This window comes from Microcoleus sp. AT8-A3 (assembly GCF_036705675.1).
Lineage (GTDB): Bacteria > Cyanobacteriota > Cyanobacteriia > Cyanobacteriales > Microcoleaceae > Microcoleus.
Genome location: NZ_JAUBVD010000060.1, coordinates 11435 through 34719, shown reverse-complemented (window position 1 = coordinate 34719; position 23285 = coordinate 11435). Strand labels below are relative to the sequence as shown.

Sequence of the window (23285 nt, the reverse complement as noted above, 5' to 3'; positions counted from 1 at the left end):
AACTTGGGTATGGAAGTAATGCACGAGCGCAATGCTCACAACTTCCCACTCGACTTGGCTGCTAGTGAAGTCACTCCAGTAGCTTTGGTTGCTCCTTCCATCAATGGCTAAGTTTTAGTATGAGATTGACAAAAAGCGCTCCTAGAAATAGGGGCGCTTTTTGTTTTGGGGAATTTTTTTTTAGAGACCTGCTTCAATCCGTTAAATCCCTTAAATCCGTTACCCCCCTTACCTCCGTTGCCTTCCTTCTTGCTTTTTACTTATTGTTTCTTCCTTTATTCTTTAATTTTTTATGATTACTATAGAATATAGCCACTAGGCCGATCGAGATACTGTGACATACTCCACGGCGAAATCTTATATTATGGTCTAGGATTCCAATAGTCGGATTCAGAATATGTTGGGCTTGCTATAAAGTGTTCGCTAGCAGCAATGCAATTGTGTCAATTCCAGAATCTAACCATAGACAAATGTAGCTGATCGGGAGTCGCTCCTCACCGTCCCAAGCGCTCTATTTCTAAAGAGGATTTGTATTATGAAAGATGGACAAGAAGTACGCCGCGCCTCCACAGCCGTCATTGCCGGTGCTTGCGGGTTGGCTTTACTGACGGGAGGGGGCATTGCCTGGTGGACTGCGAACCGTTCGCCAACCCCTGCAGATACGCCGTCTTCTGCTCAGACTACCGCTCCGCCCCTTTCCCCAATTCCTGCGGAATCTCCTGCTGTAGTGATACCCGTACCCCCTCCAAATCCTGTACAAGTGCCACAGGTTCAGACGCCACAGGTTCAGACGCCACAGGTTCAGACGCCTAACGCTCTGTTGCCAAAGTCACCGCAGCCAAAGCCTTTGCCACAGACTGATGTCCAGACTGTGCAAGTCTACTGGGTTAAAGATGCCAGCGGCAAATTTGAGGGAGTTCCTACGAAAGTAGCTGTCAAACAAGCTGACAAGCCTGATGCAGCTTTACAAGCTGCTTTTAACAGTTTGTTAGCTGGGCCGAAGGATGGAACTGTTTCTAGCGAAATTCCTAATGGGACAAAACTCAGGGGTTTGAGTGTTAAGAATGACGGAGTTTATGTCGATTTGTCAGCAGAATTTACTTCGGGGGGAGGGAGCAATTCGATGACTGGCAGGTTGGGGCAGGTTATCTATACGGCTACGAGTTTACAACCGAATACCAAGGTTTGGATTTCGGTGGAAGGCAAGCCTTTAGAACTTTTAGGTGGCGAAGGTTTGGAGGTGGCTCAGCCGAGTACCCGCCAAAGTTTTGACAAAAATTTTCCCCTTTAGTAATTATGAGTCATTAGTTAGGAGTCATTAGTTAGGAGTCATTAGTCATCGGTCTGAAGGCAGAGAGTAGGGATTGATAACTTATGACTCATGGCTGATGACTCATGACCACGAATTTCTTCATGTGGTACCCGCCACGTGATTTATCCGTGGAATCAATCCCAAATCGAAAATCGAAAATCACTTATTGCCCCCGCATTTATCTCGCGCAAGTCAATCGAAAATCTAAAATCTAAAATCTAAAATCGATTGACTGGGGACTGGCAACTAATTTTCAGTGCTTCGTAGTTAGGCTAAATGCCCGAAAGTGTAGGGCTTGCTGTTCGATCCGGCTGGCAAGCCGATCGCACACCATATTACACAGCTCAAAAATTAACTCGTCTTGCACCTTATAATAAGCTGAAGTCCCTTCACTCCGGCGAGTGAGGATACCAGCTTGGAGCATGAGTTTTAGGTGCTTAGAAACATTGGCTTGACTCGTTTGAGTAGCTTCCACCAATTCTTGCACGCATTTTTCGCCGTCGCGAAGCAGGTTCAAAATTCGTAAACGCATGGGTTCGCTCAAAATACTGAAATACTCAGCAACTTGTTGCACAACCTCTTGCGGGACAGGCTGGGATGACTTCATCAAACTCACCGGAGAGAAGTGATCGGGAAATATTAGCATTTATTCTGTCCATAACAATAAAGTAATCCTTCAATCCGGATTAATTCGCATCAACACTTGACCGTATTCGACAGGTTCGCCATTTTGAACTAAAATTTCCATCACTTGACCGGAGACTTCATCAGCATCGATCTCGTTCATCAGCTTCATCGCTTCGATAATACAGACTGTCTGGCCGACCTTGATGCGATCGCCCACATTGACAAAAGGAGGCTCGTCAGGAGCAGCAGCGCGATAAAAGGTTCCTACCATCGGCGAGATAATTGACACCCATTTGGTATCGACAGAAGCAGGTACGGCAGCAGGTACAGCGACAGGGGCGACGGGAACAGGGGCAGGCAGATCCGCTGCTAAATTTTGGTCAACAGCAGGAGGTGACGCTAAGGTGGGGCTAGGAACCGCGCCCAAGGCGATTGGAGCGACAGTCGCCACGGCAGCAGGGAGCGCAGCAGAGGTGGCTGGTGAACTTGCCAGAATGCCTTTGCGTACTGTTAGTTCAATATCCCCACTTTTTAATGTCAGTTCCGAAATGCCAGTTTTGTCTAATACAGTTAGCAGGTCACAAAGCTGGTTTAAGTCTAGTTGCACAGCAGATTCAAGGGTAATTAATAATTGAAAATTGAGAATTGAAAATTGAAGATTCAGAATCCGGCGAAGCTATGAGCATCAACGAATTTGGAGAAAAAAGGGATAGTTTTTAAGCTGTGAGCGATGAGTATTGAATTTATAATTCTTTAACTCATAACTCAGAACTAAAAACTAAAAACTCCCTTTTATTCCCTCGTTTCTATTCTCGGCCGAGGTACTTGTCTTCACGAGTATCAATCCGAATCCGTTCTCCAATGGAAATAAAGAGAGGCACCATAACCTGAGCTCCGGTGGAGACGATCGCGGGTTTGCTGCCACCGGTGGCAGTATCTCCTTTGACTCCGGGATCGGTTTGCAGCACTTCCAAGACGACAGAATTGGGGAGTTCCACTTCCATGATTTGGTCGTTCCAGCGTAGGATGCTGACTTCCATCCCTTCACTGAGGTACTTGACACGATCGCCTATTTGCTTAGCATTGAGGCGACTTTCCTCGTAAGTTTCCATATCCATAAAGACGAACTCGTCGCCCTCTTTATAGGTATGCTGCATCACACTCTTTTCCAGGTTGGCTTGAGGCATAGTCTCGCCCGCCCGGAAGGTTTGTTCTACTACGTTTCCGGTTTGGACGTTTTTTAATTTTGTCCGCACGAAAGCCGAGCCTTTTCCTGGCTTGACGTGGAGGAATTCGATAACCCGCCACACGCCGTTATTCCATTCAATTGAAACACCTGGTCGAAAGTCGTTACTGGAGATCATATAAATTTTTGCGGGCAATCCCGTCGCCTTGCCGGCACGGGGGAAGTACAGTGAGTCGATTTTAGATTTGAGATTTTAGATTTGAGATTTACTCCACAGATGAATTTGGGAGATTGAACCTTGGTCTAAAATTTTGATCTCTCCACGACAGGAGTCTGGGATTGTATCCGTTTTTGAGCGGGTCAGGTTAAAGCCGCAGTCTAGCTGACGGCATCAAAAAGCAATTGGCATTTTATTTTACCGTTCAAAGGGAGCAAGTGCTGTACTGAAATGTTAATGGCAGTGGGCAGTGGGCTGTTGTCAGTTGACAATTCCCGCATCCAGGATACCCGCCACGTGATTCATCCGTCCAGAAATAAAAAACCTGTATCCGATCGACAAGCCCCCGAATTTATCTCGCGCAAGTCAATCTAAAATCTAAAATCTCAAATCTAAAATCTAAAATCGATTGACTGTTGAGTGTTGTTAGTGGGCAACTCCTCCCGGGCCGAACGAACAGACACTTTAGATGGGTAGCAGCAAAGGCGGGCGGGCAGCGCTGTGGGAAGATAATAGAGGCAATAAAAGTTAAAGTTATGTTGCATTGGCCTAATTTCTCGATCGATACGTGCAAGCGCTGGGTCAAAACCGTCGCTTTAGCGCTTCTGCTGTTCACTCTCGGACTGAGTTTCAGTGCAGTCTCCCATGCCAAACGCCCCAGCAGCAGTATGCCTGCAGGGAATGCGATTACGGACGGGCGGGCGCTGCTGCGCTTCGCTTTACCTATTGACAATCAGACTGTACGAGAGTTGCAAATCAGTCTCGAAGACATTGGCAACCACATACGATCTAAACGTTGGGGGCCTATTAGCAGCGATGTCAGCAGGGCTTCCAGGATTCTCAACCTCCGGGAATCTGACATTTTAGAGAGTATTCCCGACGCCAAAAAGCCGGAAGCTGAGGCGCTAGTTGCAGGAGTCAAGGAGAAAGTTGCTCAACTGGAAAAGGCTGTTGAGGCTAAAGACAGGGACAAAGTGATTGACTTGAAAGCCACAATCCTAGGTTCCGTAGGCGAAATCGAAGAGTTGATGGTGACAAAGTTTCCGTTTGAAGTGCCTGCCAAGTATGCTAATCTGCCTCAACTGAAAGGGCGCGCTACTGTGGCTGTACAAACTGAAAAAGGGGAAATTACTGTTGTGGTTGACGGCTACAGCGCCCCGGTTACGGCTGGTAATTTTGTGGATTTAGTCGATCGAGGTTTTTATGACGGTTTGCCGTTTATTCGATCGGAAGAATCCTACGTTTTGCAAACGGGAGATCCCGAAGGCAAGGAAGAGGGTTTTATTGACCCAGCTACTGGCAAATACCGGAATATACCGCTAGAAGTGCTCGTCAGGGAGGAAAAAGAACCTATTTACGGGATTACTCTAGAAGATGCGGGGCGCTATCGCGACGAACCTGTTTTGCCTTTTTCTGCTTTCGGTACTGTGGCTATGGCCCGTACAGAAACTGACCCTGATAGCGCTTCTTCTCAGTTTTTCTTTTTCTTGTTTGAACCTGAACTCACGCCCGCTGGCCTGAATCTGTTGGACGGCCGCTATGCTGTTTTTGGTTACATGATTGAAGGAAAAGAAGTTTTGGAGCAACTGAAGCAGGGAGACAAGATTGTATCTGCTAAGGTAGTTAAAGGAATCGAAAATTTGGTGCGACCTCAAGTTTAATTAATGAGGGCGATTGAAATCGCTTTTACACCAAAGTGACGGCGATTGAAATCGCTTTTACAGAAACAAAGCCCGCCTGCGCGGGCTGAAAAAATCAATAGTGACAGGCATTGAAATCTTTTCTAAATAAAGAAAGGTAACGGCGATTGAAATCACTTTTACAGAGACAAAGCCCGCCGGAATCAGGCTGGAAGAAGAGATAATTTTTATAGTTTCGTTATTAAAATTAGGAATTCCATCGAAAATATGGCTATTTTACAATTTTTATTGGTAATGGGTTTGGGCGGATTCGCAGGCTTGTTGATTGTAAAAAATGTGAATGAAAACAAGCAAAAGCAGCGGTTGGATGAGGCTTTTTATCAGTTGTTGGAAACTCAAAACAGTCAAATTTCGCTGATTCAACTGGCGGCTAGTGCTAGGGTTGAGGCTGAAGTTGCTCAGCAGTATTTAACTCGGCAAGTTAAGATTTTTTCGGCGATTTTAGAGGTAGATGATGAAGGAGATACTTTTTATAGGTTTCCTAGGTTGCGCTTGCCGCCAAGTTCGGGTAAGGAATGGTGAAGTGAGAAAGTGCGATCGACTAATTCAAAATTATGCAAGTTAAAGATATCGGTGAACAAGGTCTTTTAAGAATATTGCAAAAATTCTGCCCCGCAGAGATAGTGGGTGATGATTGCGCCGTAGTTCCGACAAATCCCAACCAATCTCTGGCTATCACTACAGATATGTTGGTGGATGGAGTGCATTTTAGCGATCGCACTACGGGGCCTTATTACGCAGGATGGCGCGCCGCAGCGGCAAATTTGTCGGATCTGGCTGCGATGGGAGCAACGCCTCTGGCGGTGACTGTAGCCCTCGCTGTGGCGGCGGATACGGCTGTGGAGTGGGTTGAAGAGTTTTATCGGGGGATGACGGCTTGCTTGCAAGAATATGATACGCCGATCGTCGGTGGCGATGTTGTGCGATCGCCCGTTGTGACTGTGGCGATTACGGCTTTTGGACAAGTTGAGTGCGATCGTACCATTAGTCGGTCAAATGCGCGATCGGGCTGGGCGATTGTCGCCACGGGTGTTCACGGAGCCTCCCGCGCGGGATTAGAATTGCTGTTAAATCCAGAATTCGGGCAAAATCTGGAAAAGGTCGATCGAGCTTCTTTAATTCTCGCTCACCAGCGCCCTAAACCGAGGCTGGATGTTTTGCCGGTTGTTTGGGAAATATTAGGTTCTGCGGGTGAGTTTTCCATCGCCGGAATGGACAGCAGCGACGGTTTAGCAGATGCGATTATTCAAATTTGTCGGGCTAGCGGTGTTGGCGCAAAAGTCGATCGTACAAAACTACCAATTCCCGATATTTTCAGCGAAATAGTATCAACCGAAAAAGCTTTAGATTGGGCCTTATACGGCGGAGAAGACTTCGAGTTAGTGATTTTTTTGCCAATAACAAGCGCTGAGTTATTAGTGGAAAAAATAGGAAACCGAGCCGCAATTGTGGGAATCGCTACCGATAGCACTGATATCTGGTTAACTGATAGCAGTGGCATTTATCCTGATGCTATATTAAAGCTCGATCGAGGATTTCAACACTTCTGAATTATCTCGCTTGTCCGCATAGGCAGACTTGGTTTGTGTAGACGCGGTTTCAACCGCCTGTTTTTTTGCTGTTATTGTAGGCAGTAGCCAGATTATTTTGGGTTTGCGTCCATTTTTCGCTACCGGGTTCCCGATTATTTAAAACTATTTCATAACCCGCAATGGCAATTTGAATATTATTCCCTTTATTCCCACTGGGAAACTCACTAATATGAATACTCAAATTTTCAATAAGACCGATAATTGAGCTAATTGTTTCTGAGTTTTCGCCAGCAATTAACTTTTTCGCCACTTGCTGTAAAGTCTCGGCAAAACTGGCATTAAGGAGATGTTGTCGCCCTTCCAGCATGGGGTAAATTACTGCTATATCCCCGTTGCTATCTTGTTCTGCTTGCAATAATTCTAGGAAAAAATTTGCATAGTCTTGGAATTTTTCACTCTTCGAGTTATTGCTATCTACGTCATCGTTCATATCGATGAGTTGCGCTAGGTAACTAGCTAGATGTCGGAGGAATTTAGCGCCATTTTCCCCTCCTTGTTCTGCCAAGGTTGATGCTACTAACTCACAAGTTTCCAGAAATCCGCGATCGAGTAATTCTGAGTTATCCTGTAATATCTGCGCTTCCTCTCCGTTGGGGGCATTCAGCAGGGTGTGAATTAATTGCAGATAGGCTTGGGCGCGGTTTTCTTCCATTTTGGGGAGTTTTGAATAACACCGGGATTTATTTTATCATGCTTGGTGGGTGGCCAGAAACCGGGTTTTTGCGAGAATATGTGGTTACAGGCGAAGATTCTGGAAAAAACCCGGTTTCTTTGGTTGTGCGTAGAAAGAATGGACTCGGCGGTTTCCACAGCCGAATCATCTATTACAATTGATTTAGATCGATTCCCATTTCTCGCAATCTTGATTCTAAAGCTTGCGATCGCGATCGTTCTTGTTGCAGCAAAGTTTCTGTCTCACTGGCGCGTCGCTCTGCTTGCTGAGCTTGTTGCTCTGCTTGTTGTCGCAGTTGCTCTGCTTGTTGTCGCAGTTGCTCGGCTTGCTGAGCTTGTTGCTCGGCCTCAATAGCCCGCGCTTGAGCCTGTCGTCGCAATTGAGCGAGTTCCACAAAACTCATAAACGCTTCTCCATCAGGGCCGAACATTTCTAGTCCCGTTTCAGATAATTGAAACCGCACGCCCAGTCTGGGGCTGATCCAACCGTCTATTTGTTCGATCGCTTCTAATTGTTCCTCTTGACGTTGCCATCCAGTCAACTCTAATGTTTGTGGGTCGTACAAATAGTATTCTTCCACACCATAACGTTCGTAAAATTTGAACTTTTGAATCATCGGAGCGGGCCGATTTCCCGGCGACCAAATTTCAAACACAACTTGTGGCCCAATATTATCTTCATTCCACTGTTGATAGGAACCACGATATCCTTTTGGTCTACCAAAAACTACCATCACATCTGGTGCTTGGCAAAGTTTATTATTTCCTTCAACGGGATACCAAAGTAAGTCACCGGCGACAAAAACATTCGGGTCATTCGCAAACAATAGTTCAGAATTTTCTTTAATCCAAACGATTAATCGAAACTGCTCGGTATTATCTGACATTGGTTCGCCGTTATCGTCGGGGTAGATGATATTTTGTTTGTCGGGAGATTGCAGTTTTGTAACCATTGCTTTTTCCCCAAAATAGATGGTGAATTTATTTTAGTGTAAATGATATCAAGCGGCTTTTTTGTGGGAAACGTGTTTTCAAGACCGGAATCCTTCCTAACGCCTAGATAATGCTACCTTGGGCATTAATCTATCCAAAATTTGCTCTATCGCCATTACTGTCCAATCAATATCCGCTTCTGTGGTTTCTCGTCCCAAACTCAAGCGAATGCCGCCAACGGCCTTAGTTTTACTATATCCCATTGCCAATAATATCGGACTCGGAGTTAGTTTGCCGCTGTTACAAGCAGAACCGGAACTAATGCCAATTCCTGCTAAGTTTAGCTGTCGCACTAAAGTCTTGCCTGTCACTTTCCCTGTGTCGCCGTCGGGAGAAACAATGCAAAAACTGACGTGGTGCGGCAGACGATAATATCGATCGCCCGTTGCGACTAAACTGGGTACGTGGGATAATTGGTCAAAAAGCCGATCGCGCAATGCAATTAACCTCGGCGTTTCCACATCTATTTCCTGCAATGCTAACTCCGCCGCCACCCCAAAACCGACGATTGTCGGCAGCGCTTGTGTCCCGGAACGCAGTTTCAATTCTTGGCCACCACCGCCTAACATTGGCACTAATTCTACTCCCGGACGCACGTAAAGCGCCCCCGCACCTTGTGGCCCGTAAAGTTTGTGACTGGAAACCGAAAGCAAGTCTACGGGAAGTTTCTGCACGTCAACTTGCAGCTTGCCGGCAACTTGAACTGCATCGGTATGAAACATGATATTGCGATCGCGCGCAATTTGTCCTAATGCCTCAATTGGTTGCAGCGTGCCAACTTCGCTTTGTCCGTAAATGATGGAAATTAACACTGTATTCGATCGCAGGGACTCTTGCAAATCCAAAGGGTGAATTCGCCCCAATTTATCAACTGGTAGGCGCGTTACCTCCCATCCCAACTGTTCGAGTTGTCGCGCCGGTTCTGCTACAGCGGAGTGCTCTACGCTGGAGATAATAATATGCTGCGGCTTTGTATAAAGACGGGCAATTCCCATAATTGCCAAATTGTCCGCTTCAGTGCCGCCGGAAGTAAAAATCATCGATTCCGGTAGCGCGTTAATCAAGCTAGCAACCTGCATTCTTGCTAATTCTAAAGCTGTCGCCGCCCTTTGTCCCCACTCGTGCAAGCTGGAAGGATTTCCCCACTGCTGAGTAAGGGCTGTTTGCATGGCTTGAATCGCTTCTGGGCGGGCGGGTGTTGTGGCGCTATAGTCGAGGTAAATTTGCATGATAAATAACTAATTAATGACTGTTGACTGTTGACTGTTGACTGTTGACTGTTGTGAGTGGCTACCAATAGCCAATAAAACCAATAACTGATGACTAACTTCCTGGTTTGCAGACGTTGTAGTCTTCATGGGACAAAACTTTTTGGGGAGTTAAGAAAGTGCCGCAATCTTCACAAAGCATTCTGTAGTTGCGAGTTACAGGAATACTGATTATCAAACGGTTGTGACGCAGGCGTTTGCCGCCGAAATCTCTGTAATTCTTATTTTCGCCCAAAGCTGCTATAATTGTTCGGGCTTTAGTGACTACGTGGTCGGGCAGACCTCTGAGATCGATGATATCTCTAGCAAATGATGCTTCCCTCTCTTGTTTTTTGGTTTGTTTTTGTGTCAGGACTTCAACGTAATGCTGCTGCGCCACCAACTCTTGCGTGCAGCGATGGCACGCTTTACCATATCCTTTGTGACCGCACGGAAAAATTCTTTTTCTTTTAGCCATAAAGCAGCGGTATAGGGTTTGACCCACGCCCCTGAATGCTGCTACCTTACCAGTGATGCTTCCGGCATCGAGGCAGTTCTACAAGACGCAAAATCTGTTCCCTTGCATAAATTTAATAGGTTGTAACTTTACTTGATCCAATAGCTTTGAACTGTGAGAAGGCTAATAACCTCTATATTTATTAAAATTTTGTGGCTGTATTGTATTATCATTTACTCGGTTTCTGTTGTGCTGGGCTGGTGGCGATCAATCTGGCGGGCTGCGGACAAACAAAGCAAGACGTGCAGAATTTACCTCTCAGTCTGGCTCCATTGCCTCAAGACCCCTTGTTGCAAGTATACTTCAATCAGTCGATCGCTTCGAGTTATACAGAGCCTTACCGCCAGCAAACTAGACCTGGAGATGATTTAGAAAACTTGATTGCTGTGGCGATCGCCAGTGCTGGATCGACGGTAGATGTTGCGGTTCAGGAGTTTCGCTTGCCCGGTATTGCGAGGGTTTTGGCCGAACGAGGGCGATCGGGAATTAAAGTGAGATTAATTGTCGAACATATCTATAGTCGCCCTTGGAGCGATTTTACAGCCCAGGAGTTGGCGAAATTACCGGAAAGAGAGCGCGATCGTTATAACGAATTTGTGCAACTTGCCGATACCAATAAAGACGGTAAATTAACGGCAGATGAAATCAAGCAAAATGATGCTTTGGTAATTGTCAAAGATGCGGGTATTCCTGTAATTGACGATACTGCTGACGGCAGTAAAGGCAGCGGTTTGATGCACCACAAATTTGTTGTAATTGACGGCAAAACCGTAATCGTAACTTCGGCTAATTTTACCACAAGCGATATACATGGCGATTTCAAGACACCTGCAAGTCGCGGCAATGCGAACAATTTGCTGAAAATTGAAAATGCTCAAATAGCGCAACTATTTACTCAAGAATTTAACATCATGTGGGGCGACGGGCCCGGAGGCAAACCGGACAGCAAGTTTGGCATCAAAAAGCCGTTGCGTCAAGTGCAAAAAGTAAGAGTAGGGAATGCGACAGTGGCGGTGCAATTTTCGCCGATTTCCCAGACTTTGCCTTGGGAAAACAGTGTCAACGGTTTGATAAATCGAACTTTGGGTAGTGCGAAAAAGTCGGTTGATTTGGCATTGTTTGTATTTTCGGCTCAGCGGTTGTCAAATACTTTGGAAATTCAAGCTAGCCGGGGAGTTGCGGTGCGAGCTTTAATTGACTCTAATTTTATTTATCGCTCTTACAGTGAAGGGTTGGATATGATGGGGGCGACTTTGATGCAAGATTGCAAGTTAGAAACTGACAATCGCCCTTGGAGAAAGCCGCTGACTGCGGTGGGAGTGCCGCTGTTACCAATGGGCGATCGCCTGCACCACAAATTCGGCGTTGTGGACGGCAAAACGGTGCTTACAGGTTCTCACAACTGGAGTGAGGCGGCAAATCACGGGAATGACGAGGCGCTGCTGGCGATCGAAAGTCCCACAGTTGCGGCCCATTTTGAGCGGGAGTTCGATCGGCTTTACAAAGGTGCAACCTTGGGAATTCCCGCCCGCATCAAACAGAGAATTGATGCTAAGAAAAAAGAGTGCGATTCACTACAAGCAGCATCAAAATCTGCGAGTGCTAAACCTCAAATTGCTGCCGGAAAAAAGTTAGTTAATTTAAATGCCGCGACTCAGGAAGAATTAGAAACTTTGCCTGGAGTTGGCCCGAAGTTAGCCGAGAGAATTATTGCAGCGCGACAACAGCAACCTTTTACCTCTTTAGACGACGTGGCACGGGTTCAGGGCATTGGGGACAAGATTTTAGAGAGATGGCGCGATCGAGTAACTTGGTAGTTACGTTCGTACTCCTCACATTTTGCACCATTTTCAATTACTTGTTTAGGAACAGGCTTTCCGGCCTGTTCCACAAAGAGTGAATTTTCTTGTGGAACAGGCCGGAAAGCCTGTTCTTGACAATACTGCAACATCTCAGTAATCAGGACTTCATTCCTGACTCTAAAAAGTTCACAGTCATAACTTCCGTCCTTCCTTTCGCAACTCAGCATCAAAGACTCAAGTTCTCACTAGAAACCTATTGGCTCTACTTTGACAACACCTCAGCTCTCAAGTTAAAATAACTTCTAAACAAAATGCTATCTATTCACCTGAGAGGTAGAGAGAGATGGAACACGCCAGATTTGTTATGGGGAGGCCACAAATCAAATTTCTAGCTATCTTGGTGGGGGCATTTTTTTTGATTCTAGCAGCTTTCACAGTCAGCGCCCAGCAGAGTAGCGAAGCACAATTTAGGGTCAAAAACGAAAACGCTTTTAATATTAATTTAATTCAATTTAAGCGCACTGAATATGTAGGCCCCTGTGCCGGTACTGTCTTCTCCCCTGATTCGCAAAGCGCTCGATTTGTCTCCAGCAAAACTCCTCCCGGCCCTAACAGAAGGGTGATGATTAAAAATGTGACTGATGGCATGGAAACTAACCCCTATCCCTACACAGACAGAGGTTACAACAAAGGTGAGTTTTCCGAGGATTTTGGATTTAAGTTGGGTAACAGTCACAAAACAAGAACTTTTTCGGTTTTAGAGGGAGAAAATAAGTTTATCTATGAAATTAAAGAAAATGACCAAGTTATAGAACAGGGTTCGCTTACGGCTGAAGTTTCTATACAAAACTTAGGTACTTTTCCCCGTCAGCAAATTTGTCAAGATCGGGTAGAATGTCGGGATACTGCTGATTGTCGCGATCGTAAAGGCAGAAAAAGAAGTTGCAGACAAGAGTGTTTTCCTGTTCAACAGTGTCGCTGTCCCTAACTACTTTCTGTCCAAAAATTATTTTATTTAATTAAGGCCAGAAGACAAAGAGGAATAACAAACCAGAAACAAGATAAGTTATTTTCCACGGAATAGGGGCAACCACGCAGCGCTGTTTCATTCTCTTGTAGGGGCTGCCCCCCGTGGCTGCCCCCATGTCCCAAACGGCTGTGAAATCGTCTGTGGGGGCTAGGCATTCTTGGCACTACAAGGGTCAAAAGCCTGATTTTCGTGAGAAAGAAACCGCCCTGGGCAACCACGGGCGATTGCCCCTCCAATAAAATTGTTGGTTCAAGTAATTGGGTGAAAGTAAAATGCTGCTCCTAACACGATATATGTTGCTAAAAGCAGCACTCCTTCGAGCCAATTAGAGCGCCCGTCGAGACTAATTAGATTAGCAATTGTTACTGCAATGGCAACTGCAACTACTTCAAACGGATTGAAGTTTAAATCCATCGGCTGATGAATTATTAATCCGATAATTACCAACACCGGCGCTACCAGCAAAGCAACTAGCAAACTCGAACCCATCGCGACAGAAACTGACAAATCCATATTGTTTTTCATCGCCACTCCCACCGCAGTTACATATTCGGCTGCGCCGCCCACAATCGGCAACAGAATTACCCCTGTAAACAGCGGCGTTAATCCCAATCCTTTGGTAGTTTCTTCGACAACACCCACGAAAATTTCTGATTCAAAAGCAACAGCAACAGTTGAGGCAACTAGCACTCCTATCCACAGCCACAAATTCGGTTTGTGCGTAGTAGATTCTTCTTTGGTATTTTGAGGATTTTCTGACTCTAGTTCTACTAAGCCAACATCGTAAAGATAGCTGTGGGTTTTTAATGAAAATAACAGAGTTAGAGCGTAAACTGCAATTAGGACGATCGCAGTTATTAAGGAAAGATTCTGAATGGCTGCGGGTTCGACTCCATTGGAGGTATAAATTACCATTGTCGGCAGCAGGATGGCAATCACTGCTAGAGTCATTGTGGAACCGTTCACCCGCGCGATTATTGGCTTAAATTCCTGTTCTTTGTAGCGGATTCCTCCTAACAGCATGGAAAATCCCATGACTAAAAGCAAGTTGCTGATAATTGTACCGGTTATGCTGGCTTTCACAATGTCAATTAAGCCAGCTTTTAGGGCAACTATGGCAATAATTAATTCCGTAGCATTGCCGAAGACTGCATTTAATAAGCCGCCTATGGAGGGGCCTGTAACGATCGCCACTTCTTCTGTTGCTGTGCTCAACCAAATCGCCAGAGGTATAATGCCTAAAGCGGATGTGATGAAAACTGCAAGGGAACCCCAGTGCAAATACTCAGCGGCGATGGAAATGGGGATGAAAATTAACAGCGCTATGGAAAGAATCTTTTTGATTGACATAGGAACTCGGATGGTGTAAGGAATGGTGATGTCGAGTTGTCGGGGCGATCGCAAAGTTGATTTTACACTATTCAACTATTCTCTGACAATTCTGCTGGCGAGTGCGATCGATAATTGGAAATATTTAACCGCAAATGCACCCAGAGCGAGGCAGATTGAATATAATAGAATGATATCGACATCGGTGAAAAGATATGTCTCAATCTGTAGTGCCAGTTGTTGAATCAAAGCAAATTGATACTTCACCCACCTTGACCTTTGAAGAATACCGATTTTATCAAACTGATTCCTATCTACAATATGAACTGTACAAAGGCAAATTAATTCCGATGCCAACCGCCACAGTTTTACATATCAAAATTTGCGAGTATTTAGTTTACAAATTGCAGCGTTACCTAGCGGAACACAATCTTGACTTAGTAGCAAAAACAGGTTTAGGAGTGAGAACAGAAGAAGATACATCTCGGATTCCTGATGTAGTTGTTTGCACTCAAAGTCTTTTGGAACAAGCTGGTGCTAGACCAGGTGCTGGTATCCTCGATTTTGAGGAAAAGCCGCTGTTAGTGATAGAGGTAGTGAGTCAAAATCGGCGCGCCGATTATGTGATTAAACGAGCTGAGTACGAACTAGGTAACGTGCCCGAATATGTAATTGTTGACCCTACACCTAACAAAGAACTGGTGCGAGTTTTAGCCTTTCCTGAAGGTGAAGACATCTATACACAAACAGATTTTGTGCCGGGGCAACAAATGGTGTCTGTAGTCTTTCCAAATCTGACATTATCAGTGAATGAAATACTGTCTCCGCCATTAGTTGAAGGGTTGATTAAAGCAGAACAAGCTCGGTTCCAGGAACTTGAGCAGCAAGCTGATGAGCAGCGCCAACGGGCGGAAAGATTGGTGGCGAGGTTGCGAGAATTAGGAGTAGATCCCGATCGCATTTAGGAGCTTTCTGTCAGAACCCCGAATTCTTAAAAAAGTCGGGGCTCTGGGTATTCTGTTGGTTGAGGTGGGCTTGATACTGTGCAACTATTCAACCCAACGCACCCGCACAAAATGAGCTTCGCGTCCCCAGAAGTCGTGACTTACAGTAATATCAACAACACTCAAATTAAACGGAATAGCAGTTGTCACGTACCGCTGAGCCAGAGCGCCCACATCAGGAGCTAACTGAGCCGCAGCCGCCGCCGCAGCACCCAAACCGAACAGTTGCAGAATGGGCCCGCGAGGCAGGGCTAAATTGATGCCAACAGCAAGTCCTGCAGTCAGCAGCATTGCCACCGACAAATTCGTGCCACAGCGGGGATGTACAGCTAAATCCCACTCTCCGCTGGCAATCCGGTGCAAAGCCTCGCGCACTGCCTGACGCAACTGTGCAATGTTAACGTGCCCATAAAGAAAAAACCCTTGGTCTGTGGACATTCCGCCCAATAACTCATTATCGGCTCTTGCTGTGGTCGCACCAAACGATTGGCTTAGTACCCAAACAGTAGCGTGTTCCAAAGCATGAACTTGGCGCAAAGTCAAGACTTCCTTCAAACCGGGCACAAAATTGAGTTGTCGCAACAAATCAGCATCTTGAGTCCGCTGCGGGGCAAAGTCGAAGGGAAACTGCCCGGTGCGGCTGGAAGCAGAAGCAGTAGTTGTCATATCAAAACGCCTCCATTAACTCCATTAAGTGGATATTTAAGATTAGCAATTCGGTTGAGAAAAAGCCGATCATACATTATCAATAGTTTTGACTTTAAAACCTAGCAAGGGCAGGTTTTGTGCAAAAAATATTAGCCCTCAACCTGCCCTTACTAATAGTTCGCACTTATTCCCAGTTTATCGTTCGAGCCGCTGGCCGTCGCGGAACACTCCCGGAAACCGCCGGCCACTGGTATCGATAATTGTGCCTTTGCCGTGAGGCAATCCCTTGCGGAACTCTCCCTGATAGCGGATACCGTTAGAAAACGCGCAGCTACCCCTAGCATCAAGTTCTTCATTAAAGAACTGTCCCGAACACCGGGTACCGTCCGCGCGGGTGAAGACTCCCGCACCTAAAGGCTTGCCCCCTAAAAATTGACCGACAAAGCGATCGCCGTTAGCAAAAATGAATTGCCCCTGTCCAGTCGGCGTACCCACTTTCCAATCCAGAGAAAACGGGCCTATATAGCGATCGCCATTAGTAAAAATAGCTGTCCCGGAACTCACTTTGCCATCTCGGAATATGCCCTCGACGCGGGCGTCGTCGTTAAATATAAATTGTCCTCGACCGTTTGGCTGACCGAGACGGAACTGCCCCTCATAGCGATCGCCGTTGGCATATACGTATACCCCCGTGCCACTGGGCAAACCGTTAACGAACTGTCCGATGTAGCTATCGCCATCGTCGTAATCGCACCTAACTCTACCTGTAGGGATAGCTGGCACGCAGCGACCAGTTTTAGCTCCTGTTCCTTGCGCCATTGATGGCAAGGGATAAGTCGCGTAACTACCAATTCCCAACACTGATGTAACTAATAGAGCGATTCCACTGGTTTTAAAACGGGAAATCATTAACAAAGTCTCTCCTATACGCTTCTGGATATTATTTTCCTTCGTCATTTGTCTTTTGTCCGATTTCTTGTCAACAGTGGCCTGAAAAACTGAATTTATCCTTTAGGAAACTCCGGGTTTGCCGTTGCGAAATACCCCCGGAAAGCGCCTGCCGCTAGCATCGATCATCGTCCCGACACCGTGAGGCAGTCCCTTTCGCAATTCTCCTTCATAGCGCGTACCGTTGGGGAAAGTGCAGGTGACACTAGCATCTAGTTCTTGATTAAAAAATCTGCCGGAACAGCGAGTGCCGTCTTTGCGTACTAATACCCCTGGGCCAAAGGGCGAACCTGCAAAGAATTGTCCTTCGTAGCGATCGCCATTCTCGTAAAAAAATTGACCCCGCCCTGCTGGTTGGCTGCTAATAACATCAGTCTGAACGTTCCTGACGACTGCGAACTCTCCGACGTAGCGCTCGCCGTTGGGAAAAACCACCGTCCCAGACCTCATCGTGCCGTCTTGGAACACGCCTGTGTAGCGGGCATCATCTTTAAAAATGAAAGTCCCTCTACCATCCGGCACTCCATTCCGAAATTGTCCTTCGTAGCGATCGCCATTAGCGTACACGTAGACTCCACTGCCGTCGGGGAGGCCGTTGACGAAATTTCCCTCGTAGTTATCGCCTCCCTCGTAATTGCATTTCACTCTTCCCGTCGGAGGATTTCCTTGGCAGAAGGGAGAGCGTTTTTCTTCTTCGGGTTTTGCCTCTGGTGTTGGCTCTGGTGTTGGTTGAGCCATTGATGGCTGGGGATTCAAGAGATTAGTGGCGCTGCCGATACAAGAAGCAACTAATATCACCATCCCTAATTTTTGAATTGAACCGAGCATGGGAAATCTCCTTTGACTTCAATTAGTGATAGAGCTTTTACAAAAGCTAAGACTCGCTGAAAAGTCTTCTATTTTTTAATCCCTAATGTTTCTTCCCAGAAGCGACTAACTCACTCTATATTAATTTTACCTTCAGATTCGAGATCAGCCATAAACGCTAAGGGCAAAAATTAGAGTTTTTGCCCTTAGCATTTTTCATGCTTTAATGTCAATTTTCAGCGCCGCGTTGAGCTATTCGGATTTGGCCGACGGCTAATAACTGCATTGGCGGGTTGTTGGCGAGTGGCGGGTTTTTCGCCAACACCTTTGGCTACCTCAACGCCGTTTTCCTCCAGAATCACGACTGGATCTGCTCCGGGCTTGATCTCCACCCGCTTCACCAACACTTGCCCGTTAGACAACCGCTGCCCTACTTTGACATATCGACTTGTTGGTTCATTCGGTACTTTGACAATCACTTGCGTCTCGTTCCCGACTTTTACCACGCCACTGACTTCAGTGCCTGTAGCGAGGTCAGTAGAAGGCGGTGGCGGTGGTGCAGGAACTGCTGGTATCTGCGGAGGTGGTGGGGGATTGGGGTCTCTCCACTGGGGCGGGCGCTTGTCTACTGGCAGTTCCGGCAGATCCGGCACTCCTATGGGTCTAGCTGCAATTGGCTGGGGCGGGCGCGGGGGTGCAGGGCGGCGCGGATTCGTACCGGTAGTTGGTGGTGAAGTTGGACGGCCGCCCAATTGAGGCGTATTGAGTCCCGGAACTTGGGGCGGCGAGCCTATTTGGGCTCCATCGCCTCCCGGCAGGCCTGGCTGTCCGGGGCGACTGCCCAATTGAGGCGTATTCAGCCCCGGAACTTGGCGCGGCGAGCCTATTTGCGCGCCTTCGCCTCCGGGAAAACCCGGCTGTCCGGGGCGACGGCCCAATTGAGGCGCATTGAGTCCCGGAACTTGGCGCGGGGAGCCAACTTGCGCGCCTTCGCCTCCCGGAAAACCAGGCTCTCCGCCGCGACGGCCCAATTGAGGCGCATTCAGCCCCGGAACTTGGCGGGGCGAGCCAACTTGCGCGCCTTCGCCTCCCGGCAGAGAAGGATCTCCGGGGCCCGCTGCTATTAAGGGAGATCCCGCTGGGCGACGCCCTACTGGCGGGGGGCTTAGCCCAGGCACTTGTGGCAACGAAGCTAATTGCCGACCCAGGGCCCTCTCGCCTTCTGGCTCACGATTTTCCGGGGTTGCGGATAGAACTGGCAGAAGAGGCGCTTTTGCGATTGTTCGAGCCTCATAGTCTTGATCGCGGAGGGCTGCATCAAGTCTGTTCTTGCCCTGCCGCCAAACTGCTTGCAGCAAATTTATTCGCGTCACGCAGGAAAGTTCCCCCCTTCTTACTGTCGGCGGTCGATATACCTCAATTGCCTCGGCAATTTCGGGAACGATGGAACACCGGAGAGCATCAGCAGGCGATTGATCTCCATAAAGGTTCCACAAGTTTGAGGCTGTCACATATTCACCCAGGGCCTTTTCTATTCTTCTGAAGAATGGTCGGTTAGTTAGTAGTAACTCTCGTCTGGTAACACCAAAATTCCTTCCTGGTACTCCGTAAATAGTCTCGACTAATTTACGCACATCAGTACCGTACTCAGAGTTTTGTGTGGTGTCGTCTAGCAAAGCCTGAAGCGTCCTGAATTCACTGACAACGCTTCTTGCTGTCGGGCTGAGATTGATTTGGGGAGCGGCTGGGCCTCTGAGCTTAGTGCCTCCAATTTGGACTGGGCGGGATAGTTCTGGCAGTTTAGGTATCATGGCCACCTGTCGCTGCGGCAGTTTGGGCAAGGGATTGGCTGTCATCGGCCCTGCTGGGACTCCGCCCGGGACATCGCCAACTCCGGGAGGGTTTTGAACTGTGATCGGTGGCAGCGGCCCAAAGGGGTCTAGCTGAGAAGGATTGGCTGTCACAGGGCCTTGTGGCACCGGCTCAAGGGGAAGCGTTGGATTCCTGTTTTTGTTGTCGCCGATTCCTGTTTGAGCCTGTCTTGCTCGTTCGTCTGGGTTGGTCGATCGAATTAACCCAGGAGGCTGGGCGGCTACTATTGGGGACGGGAAAGCTTGAGCTGCTGGGGTAGGGCTGGCAGTGGCTGCCGGAGATGGAGAGGCTGCAATGGGGCTGGGGCTGGGGCTGGCTGTGTTGCTGCCCTCGTCGCCACCGCATCCTCCGATCGAGAACGCTAGTAGTCCTATAGTTGCAAAATATAAAAGTTTGTGCATTGCCGATCGCCACCAAATCCTTAATTTCAAGATTTCCAACAAGGCTCTGCAATTACAGCCTGTTGCCGTTTATCAGTTTATCTGTGTTTCGATGTTATGCGATCGCTTGAAAATTGCCAAGTTTTCCTGATGATTCTGATCTGGGGATCGGGCGATCGGTTTTTGGGAGCGGGTTAGGATATCAGTGGCGGTCGTTGTTCGACATATTGAATTAATTAAGGTATTTAGATAATGGCAAAAGTGATTCTCAAGCGAATTTGGCGATCGGGCTTGGTTTGTGCGAGCGTTTTGGTTGGTCTGGGATCGGTGGGGGGTGGCGAGGTGCATTCTGATTCACATCAGCCAGAAACTCAGGTGATGACATTGGTGCCCGATGTGAGTTCCCAGCAGCACGCGCGGCGCAGCTATCCCGTTCCCCGCAGGGGTTCCCGAAGGGTAGGGAATCGGACTATCACGGAATCGGGATTCACAACTGGCAAATTGTACTCTCAGTTTTGGAACCCGTCAAATCCTGGTGCCAAACCCCCAGCAAATCAACCGGCTAAGCCACGGGGGAATCCACAGGTATTTCAAGCTAAAATCAAGCGTCGCGCTGGCGGGACGCCGGTGATTGATGTGGTATTTAACGGCAACAAGACTTTTGAGATGATTGTCGATACCGGGGCGAGCGGCACTTTGATTTCTCAGCGGATGGCTACTGCACTGGGAGTGAGGCCGGTGCGTACTATCAGAGCGGGGATCGCTGACGGTAGCGTTGTCGAGTTCCCGATCGGCGTAGTGCGATCGATTCGGGTTGGGGGTGCTGCGATCCAAAATGTCGAAGTGGCGATCGCGAAACAAATGCCAATAGGTCTGCTCGGTCACGATTTCTTTGGCAATTACGATGTCAAAATTAAAAAAGATGTTGTAGAATTTTATGTCCGCTGAAAGTGAGCTGATTCGGAAACGCATTTTTGCTCAACTGGTTTAAAGTTATTCCCAGCCCAGTCAAAGCTGTTTAATCTCTTCCTTGAGGCAGTAGTAAAAGTCCGCCATCTGTGGTATTCTTTTTAGTGTTTCAATAGCAACCTACCGTTGAACAATTCGTAAAAATGCGGCCGCAAAAGCAAGGTCGCTGTTGGTGAGATAGGTAACAGCCTCCGACTGTGCATTCACAGTACAGGGCAAGGCAATCAATTAAACAATTCCCAAAGCAGGTCGAAATTAGTTCCCACAATGCTGTGGCTGAGGGAATTTTGGTTGGCATTGTTCAGCCGGAGCCGAGAAAATATGTAAACTGATTAGCGGCAGAGGTTCCGCCAAATCGGAAATCATGACGATCGAGAAATTAACTATTGTAAATAAGGTATTCGCATGGCACAAGCGTCTGTATCTCCTGTAGTGCTGATTATTCTAGACGGCTGGGGTTATCGTGAAGAAAAAGACGGAAATGCGATCGCCGCTGCGAAAACACCCGTGATGGACAGTCTCTGGGCCGCTTATCCCAGAACTCTGATTAAAACATCGGGTCGGGCGGTAGGGCTGCCAGACGGGCAAATGGGTAACTCAGAGGTTGGTCACTTGAATCTGGGCGCGGGCCGCGTGGTTCCTCAAGAGTTGGTGCGGATTTCGGATGCAGTGGAAGATGGTTCTTTGCTGGACAACCGCGCGCTGGTTGGGCTTTGCGAGAAAGTCCGCGCCACGGGCGGCAAGTTGCACCTAACTGGTCTTTGTTCTGAAGGTGGGGTTCATTCCCATCTCAGTCATATTAAGGGTTTGCTGCAATTAGCAAAAGCACAGGGAATTTCTGATGTTTGCATTCACGCGATTACAGACGGCCGTGATACAACTCCGAAAGAAGGTGTCGAAGCTTTAGGCAAGATTGAAAGTTATATCGCAGAAGTAGGGGTCGGTCGGATTGCGACCATTAGCGGCCGCTACTACGCGATGGACAGGGACAAGCGCTGGGATCGGGTGCAGCGCGCTTACGAGGTGATGACGACTGAGGGTGCTCCTGACGGTCGATCGGCTGTGGATGTGTTGCAGGCCTCTTATGCTGAAGGAGTGACCGACGAGTTTGCTGTTCCGACTCGAATTGCGCGGGGGGCCGTGGCATCCGGGGATGGGCTAATTTTCTTCAATTTTCGCCCGGACAGGGCTAGAGAATTGACTCAGGCTTTTGTATCTCCCGATTTTAAGGGGTTTGAACGGCAGTTAATTGAGCCGCTGGCGTTTGCGACTTTTACTCAGTACGACCCGAAACTTTCGGTAATGGTGGCTTTTGAACCGCAGAATTTGAACAATATTCTGGGCGAGGTGATTTCTAAGCACGGTTTGCAGCAGTTGCGGACGGCGGAAACTGAAAAGTACGCTCATGTGACTTATTTTTTTAATGGGGGTCTGGAAGAGCCTTTTATCGGGGAACACCGGGAATTGGTGCAGAGCCCGATGGTGGGGACTTACGATGAGGCGCCCCAGATGTCGGCGGAGTTGGTCACGGATGGGGTGGTGACGGCTTTGGAAAAAGGCATCTATTCGTTTATGGTGATTAATTACGCTAACCCGGATATGGTTGGTCATACGGGGATGATGGATGCGACGATAATTGCGATCGAAACTGTGGATAAATGTTTGGGGCGGCTGTTGAGCGCTATTAGTAAAGCTGGCGGAACGGCAATTATTATTGCTGACCACGGCAATGCTGAGCAGATGTTTGACGAGGACGGGAATCCCTGGACGGCTCACACTACTAATCCGGTGCCGTTTATTCTGGTAGAAGGCGAAGGTCGGAAGATTCCGGGTCACGGAACGGATGTTCCTCTGAGGGCGGATGGTTGTTTGGCGGATATTGCGCCGACGATTCTGGAGCTGTTGAGGTTGCCTCAGCCCCCGGAGATGACCGGACGTTCTATGATTCGATCGGCTGAGTTTGAAGTTCGCGCCAATCGCACTCCGGTGCGAGTCCGATTGTAGGAGGGACGCAGCAGTAGGGACAAAGGCGTTTTGCACTGGTGTCAACTTAAGCTGTCATCCGCCCAGCCCTCCCGCCCATCCGATAGTCCGCCAGGGAATGAATTCCCTGTCTAATAGCGAAAGTCCTCTCAAGAGGACTAATGAGTTTAACAATTCGGCGTTTCTGAATTGGGGTATGAAATTTGTAGGGGCAATCCCCCCGTGGTTGCCCCACCGCTGACAGCGTAAGCTTAGAATTACCCCATCAGGCAAAATCATACTTGGATTCAGCAGCATCAAAAATTCTTCTTTTCAGTCCTCTTAAGAGGACTTTCGCTTTGAGGCAGGGAATTCATTCCCTGCCGGACTGGCGGACTAACAGCTTAATTCGACAACAATGGGTACGATGCTGTGTCCCGGAGGAGATTGTGCGCGATCGACCAAATTTGA

21 protein-coding genes and 1 pseudogene are annotated in these 23285 nt (G+C 47.8%); 10 read left to right on the top strand and 12 right to left on the bottom strand.

What is annotated here, in order from left to right; genetic code table 11:
• Both QUB51_RS25210 and QUB51_RS25205 read left to right on the top strand, forming a co-directional pair.
• Nucleotides 1–111 (top strand): annotated as a pseudogene (locus tag QUB51_RS25210) (photosystem II q(b) protein); the annotation flags it as partial.
• A gap of 424 nt (nt 112–535) precedes the next feature.
• Nucleotides 536–1291, top strand: coding sequence for a GerMN domain-containing protein (locus QUB51_RS25205; protein ID WP_333058571.1), 756 nt, complete (start codon nt 536–538; stop codon nt 1289–1291).
• Between the two features lie 274 nt (nt 1292–1565).
• Here the strand turns inward: QUB51_RS25205 and QUB51_RS25200 are convergent, their stop codons facing one another.
• From QUB51_RS25200 to efp, 3 genes are all read right to left on the bottom strand, one after another.
• Nucleotides 1566–1958: an ArsR/SmtB family transcription factor gene (locus QUB51_RS25200; protein ID WP_006631662.1), complete on the bottom strand. Its 393-nt coding sequence runs from the start codon at nt 1956–1958 to the stop codon at nt 1566–1568.
• Between the two features lie 30 nt (nt 1959–1988).
• Nucleotides 1989–2546 (bottom strand): acetyl-CoA carboxylase biotin carboxyl carrier protein, encoded by a 558-nt coding sequence (gene accB, locus QUB51_RS25195; protein ID WP_333058572.1) that lies wholly within the window; start codon nt 2544–2546, stop codon nt 1989–1991.
• Nucleotides 2547–2745: 199 nt separating this feature from the next.
• On the bottom strand, nt 2746–3303 hold the full coding sequence (gene efp / locus QUB51_RS25190; protein ID WP_333058573.1) for an elongation factor P: 558 nt from the start codon (nt 3301–3303) through the stop codon (nt 2746–2748).
• 575 nt (nt 3304–3878) lie between these two features.
• On the opposite strand from efp, the gene QUB51_RS25185 reads away from it, so the two are divergent.
• The 3 genes from QUB51_RS25185 to thiL all read left to right on the top strand — a co-directional run bounded on the left by QUB51_RS25185 (nt 3879) and on the right by thiL (nt 6592).
• Entirely contained in the window at nt 3879–5003 is a 1125-nt protein-coding gene (locus tag QUB51_RS25185; RefSeq protein WP_333058574.1) for a peptidylprolyl isomerase, read from the top strand.
• A 246-nt stretch (nt 5004–5249) separates the two neighbouring features.
• Entirely contained in the window at nt 5250–5564 is a 315-nt protein-coding gene (locus tag QUB51_RS25180; protein ID WP_333207430.1) for a hypothetical protein, read from the top strand.
• 32 nt (nt 5565–5596) lie between these two features.
• Nucleotides 5597–6592 carry a thiamine-phosphate kinase gene (thiL, locus tag QUB51_RS25175; protein WP_333212123.1) on the top strand — a complete coding sequence of 332 codons (996 nt, stop codon included), beginning with the start codon at nt 5597–5599 and terminating at the stop codon, nt 6590–6592.
• 49 nt (nt 6593–6641) lie between these two features.
• Here thiL and QUB51_RS25170 read toward each other — a convergent pair whose 3' ends face one another.
• From QUB51_RS25170 to QUB51_RS25155, 4 genes are all read right to left on the bottom strand, one after another.
• Nucleotides 6642–7286, bottom strand: a complete 645-nt coding sequence (locus tag QUB51_RS25170) for a hypothetical protein (protein WP_333234043.1) — start codon at nt 7284–7286, stop codon at nt 6642–6644.
• Between the two features lie 172 nt (nt 7287–7458).
• Complete coding sequence (locus QUB51_RS25165; RefSeq protein WP_333057642.1) at nt 7459–8259, bottom strand: Uma2 family endonuclease; 801 nt, start codon at nt 8257–8259, stop codon at nt 7459–7461.
• A gap of 96 nt (nt 8260–8355) precedes the next feature.
• Nucleotides 8356–9528 (bottom strand): cysteine desulfurase family protein, encoded by a 1173-nt coding sequence (locus QUB51_RS25160; RefSeq protein WP_333057641.1) that lies wholly within the window; start codon nt 9526–9528, stop codon nt 8356–8358.
• A 94-nt stretch (nt 9529–9622) separates the two neighbouring features.
• A complete protein-coding gene (locus tag QUB51_RS25155; RefSeq protein ID WP_333057640.1) occupies nt 9623–10024 on the bottom strand; it encodes a DUF7682 family zinc-binding protein in 402 nt (133 codons plus the stop codon).
• A 191-nt stretch (nt 10025–10215) separates the two neighbouring features.
• On the opposite strand from QUB51_RS25155, the gene QUB51_RS25150 reads away from it, so the two are divergent.
• Both QUB51_RS25150 and QUB51_RS25145 read left to right on the top strand, forming a co-directional pair.
• Entirely contained in the window at nt 10216–11880 is a 1665-nt protein-coding gene (locus tag QUB51_RS25150) for a DUF655 domain-containing protein (protein WP_333212127.1), read from the top strand.
• 328 nt (nt 11881–12208) lie between these two features.
• Nucleotides 12209–12853, top strand: coding sequence for a hypothetical protein (locus QUB51_RS25145; protein ID WP_333057637.1), 645 nt, complete (start codon nt 12209–12211; stop codon nt 12851–12853).
• Between the two features lie 291 nt (nt 12854–13144).
• Here QUB51_RS25145 and cax read toward each other — a convergent pair whose 3' ends face one another.
• Entirely contained in the window at nt 13145–14245 is a 1101-nt protein-coding gene (cax, locus tag QUB51_RS25140; protein ID WP_333057645.1) for a calcium/proton exchanger, read from the bottom strand.
• A 194-nt stretch (nt 14246–14439) separates the two neighbouring features.
• Here cax and QUB51_RS25135 point away from each other — a divergent pair, with 194 nt between their 5' ends.
• The gene (locus tag QUB51_RS25135; protein WP_333057635.1) at nt 14440–15189 is read left to right on the top strand and encodes a Uma2 family endonuclease; all 750 of its coding nucleotides are present in this window, start codon (nt 14440–14442) and stop codon (nt 15187–15189) included.
• A gap of 84 nt (nt 15190–15273) precedes the next feature.
• Here the strand turns inward: QUB51_RS25135 and QUB51_RS25130 are convergent, their stop codons facing one another.
• From QUB51_RS25130 to QUB51_RS25115, 4 genes are all read right to left on the bottom strand, one after another.
• The gene (locus tag QUB51_RS25130) at nt 15274–15894 is read right to left on the bottom strand and encodes a DUF6391 domain-containing protein (RefSeq protein ID WP_333262372.1); all 621 of its coding nucleotides are present in this window, start codon (nt 15892–15894) and stop codon (nt 15274–15276) included.
• Between the two features lie 177 nt (nt 15895–16071).
• Nucleotides 16072–16785 (bottom strand): MORN motif-containing protein, encoded by a 714-nt coding sequence (locus tag QUB51_RS25125; protein WP_333200287.1) that lies wholly within the window; start codon nt 16783–16785, stop codon nt 16072–16074.
• Between the two features lie 102 nt (nt 16786–16887).
• A complete protein-coding gene (locus QUB51_RS25120; protein WP_333262368.1) occupies nt 16888–17652 on the bottom strand; it encodes an MORN motif-containing protein in 765 nt (254 codons plus the stop codon).
• 215 nt (nt 17653–17867) lie between these two features.
• Complete coding sequence (locus QUB51_RS25115; RefSeq protein ID WP_333303953.1) at nt 17868–19934, bottom strand: hypothetical protein; 2067 nt, start codon at nt 19932–19934, stop codon at nt 17868–17870.
• 201 nt (nt 19935–20135) lie between these two features.
• Here QUB51_RS25115 and QUB51_RS25110 point away from each other — a divergent pair, with 201 nt between their 5' ends.
• Complete coding sequence (locus QUB51_RS25110) at nt 20136–20831, top strand: retropepsin-like aspartic protease (RefSeq protein WP_333262362.1); 696 nt, start codon at nt 20136–20138, stop codon at nt 20829–20831.
• Nucleotides 20832–21257: 426 nt separating this feature from the next.
• Nucleotides 21258–22856, top strand: a complete 1599-nt coding sequence (gene gpmI, locus QUB51_RS25105) for a 2,3-bisphosphoglycerate-independent phosphoglycerate mutase (protein ID WP_333212132.1) — start codon at nt 21258–21260, stop codon at nt 22854–22856.
• Nucleotides 22857–23285 lie beyond the last annotated feature (429 nt).

Coding starts and splice junctions, on each gene's coding strand:
- QUB51_RS25120 (WP_333262368.1), bottom strand. CDS start 17,652: ATGCTCGGTTCAATTCAAAAATTAGGGATGGTGATATTAGTTGCTTCT.
- QUB51_RS25155 (WP_333057640.1), bottom strand. CDS start 10,024: ATGGCTAAAAGAAAAAGAATTTTTCCGTGCGGTCACAAAGGATATGGT.
- QUB51_RS25180 (WP_333207430.1), top strand. CDS start 5,250: ATGGCTATTTTACAATTTTTATTGGTAATGGGTTTGGGCGGATTCGCA.
- QUB51_RS25165 (WP_333057642.1), bottom strand. CDS start 8,259: ATGGTTACAAAACTGCAATCTCCCGACAAACAAAATATCATCTACCCC.
- QUB51_RS25205 (WP_333058571.1), top strand. CDS start 536: ATGAAAGATGGACAAGAAGTACGCCGCGCCTCCACAGCCGTCATTGCC.
- QUB51_RS25130 (WP_333262372.1), bottom strand. CDS start 15,894: ATGACAACTACTGCTTCTGCTTCCAGCCGCACCGGGCAGTTTCCCTTC.
- QUB51_RS25200 (WP_006631662.1), bottom strand. CDS start 1,958: ATGCTAATATTTCCCGATCACTTCTCTCCGGTGAGTTTGATGAAGTCA.
- QUB51_RS25110 (WP_333262362.1), top strand. CDS start 20,136: ATGGCAAAAGTGATTCTCAAGCGAATTTGGCGATCGGGCTTGGTTTGT.
- QUB51_RS25145 (WP_333057637.1), top strand. CDS start 12,209: ATGGAACACGCCAGATTTGTTATGGGGAGGCCACAAATCAAATTTCTA.
- thiL (WP_333212123.1), top strand. CDS start 5,597: ATGCAAGTTAAAGATATCGGTGAACAAGGTCTTTTAAGAATATTGCAA.
- QUB51_RS25135 (WP_333057635.1), top strand. CDS start 14,440: ATGTCTCAATCTGTAGTGCCAGTTGTTGAATCAAAGCAAATTGATACT.
- efp (WP_333058573.1), bottom strand. CDS start 3,303: ATGATCTCCAGTAACGACTTTCGACCAGGTGTTTCAATTGAATGGAAT.
- QUB51_RS25125 (WP_333200287.1), bottom strand. CDS start 16,785: ATGATTTCCCGTTTTAAAACCAGTGGAATCGCTCTATTAGTTACATCA.
- QUB51_RS25160 (WP_333057641.1), bottom strand. CDS start 9,528: ATGCAAATTTACCTCGACTATAGCGCCACAACACCCGCCCGCCCAGAA.
- cax (WP_333057645.1), bottom strand. CDS start 14,245: ATGTCAATCAAAAAGATTCTTTCCATAGCGCTGTTAATTTTCATCCCC.
- gpmI (WP_333212132.1), top strand. CDS start 21,258: ATGGCACAAGCGTCTGTATCTCCTGTAGTGCTGATTATTCTAGACGGC.
- QUB51_RS25185 (WP_333058574.1), top strand. CDS start 3,879: ATGTTGCATTGGCCTAATTTCTCGATCGATACGTGCAAGCGCTGGGTC.
- QUB51_RS25170 (WP_333234043.1), bottom strand. CDS start 7,286: ATGGAAGAAAACCGCGCCCAAGCCTATCTGCAATTAATTCACACCCTG.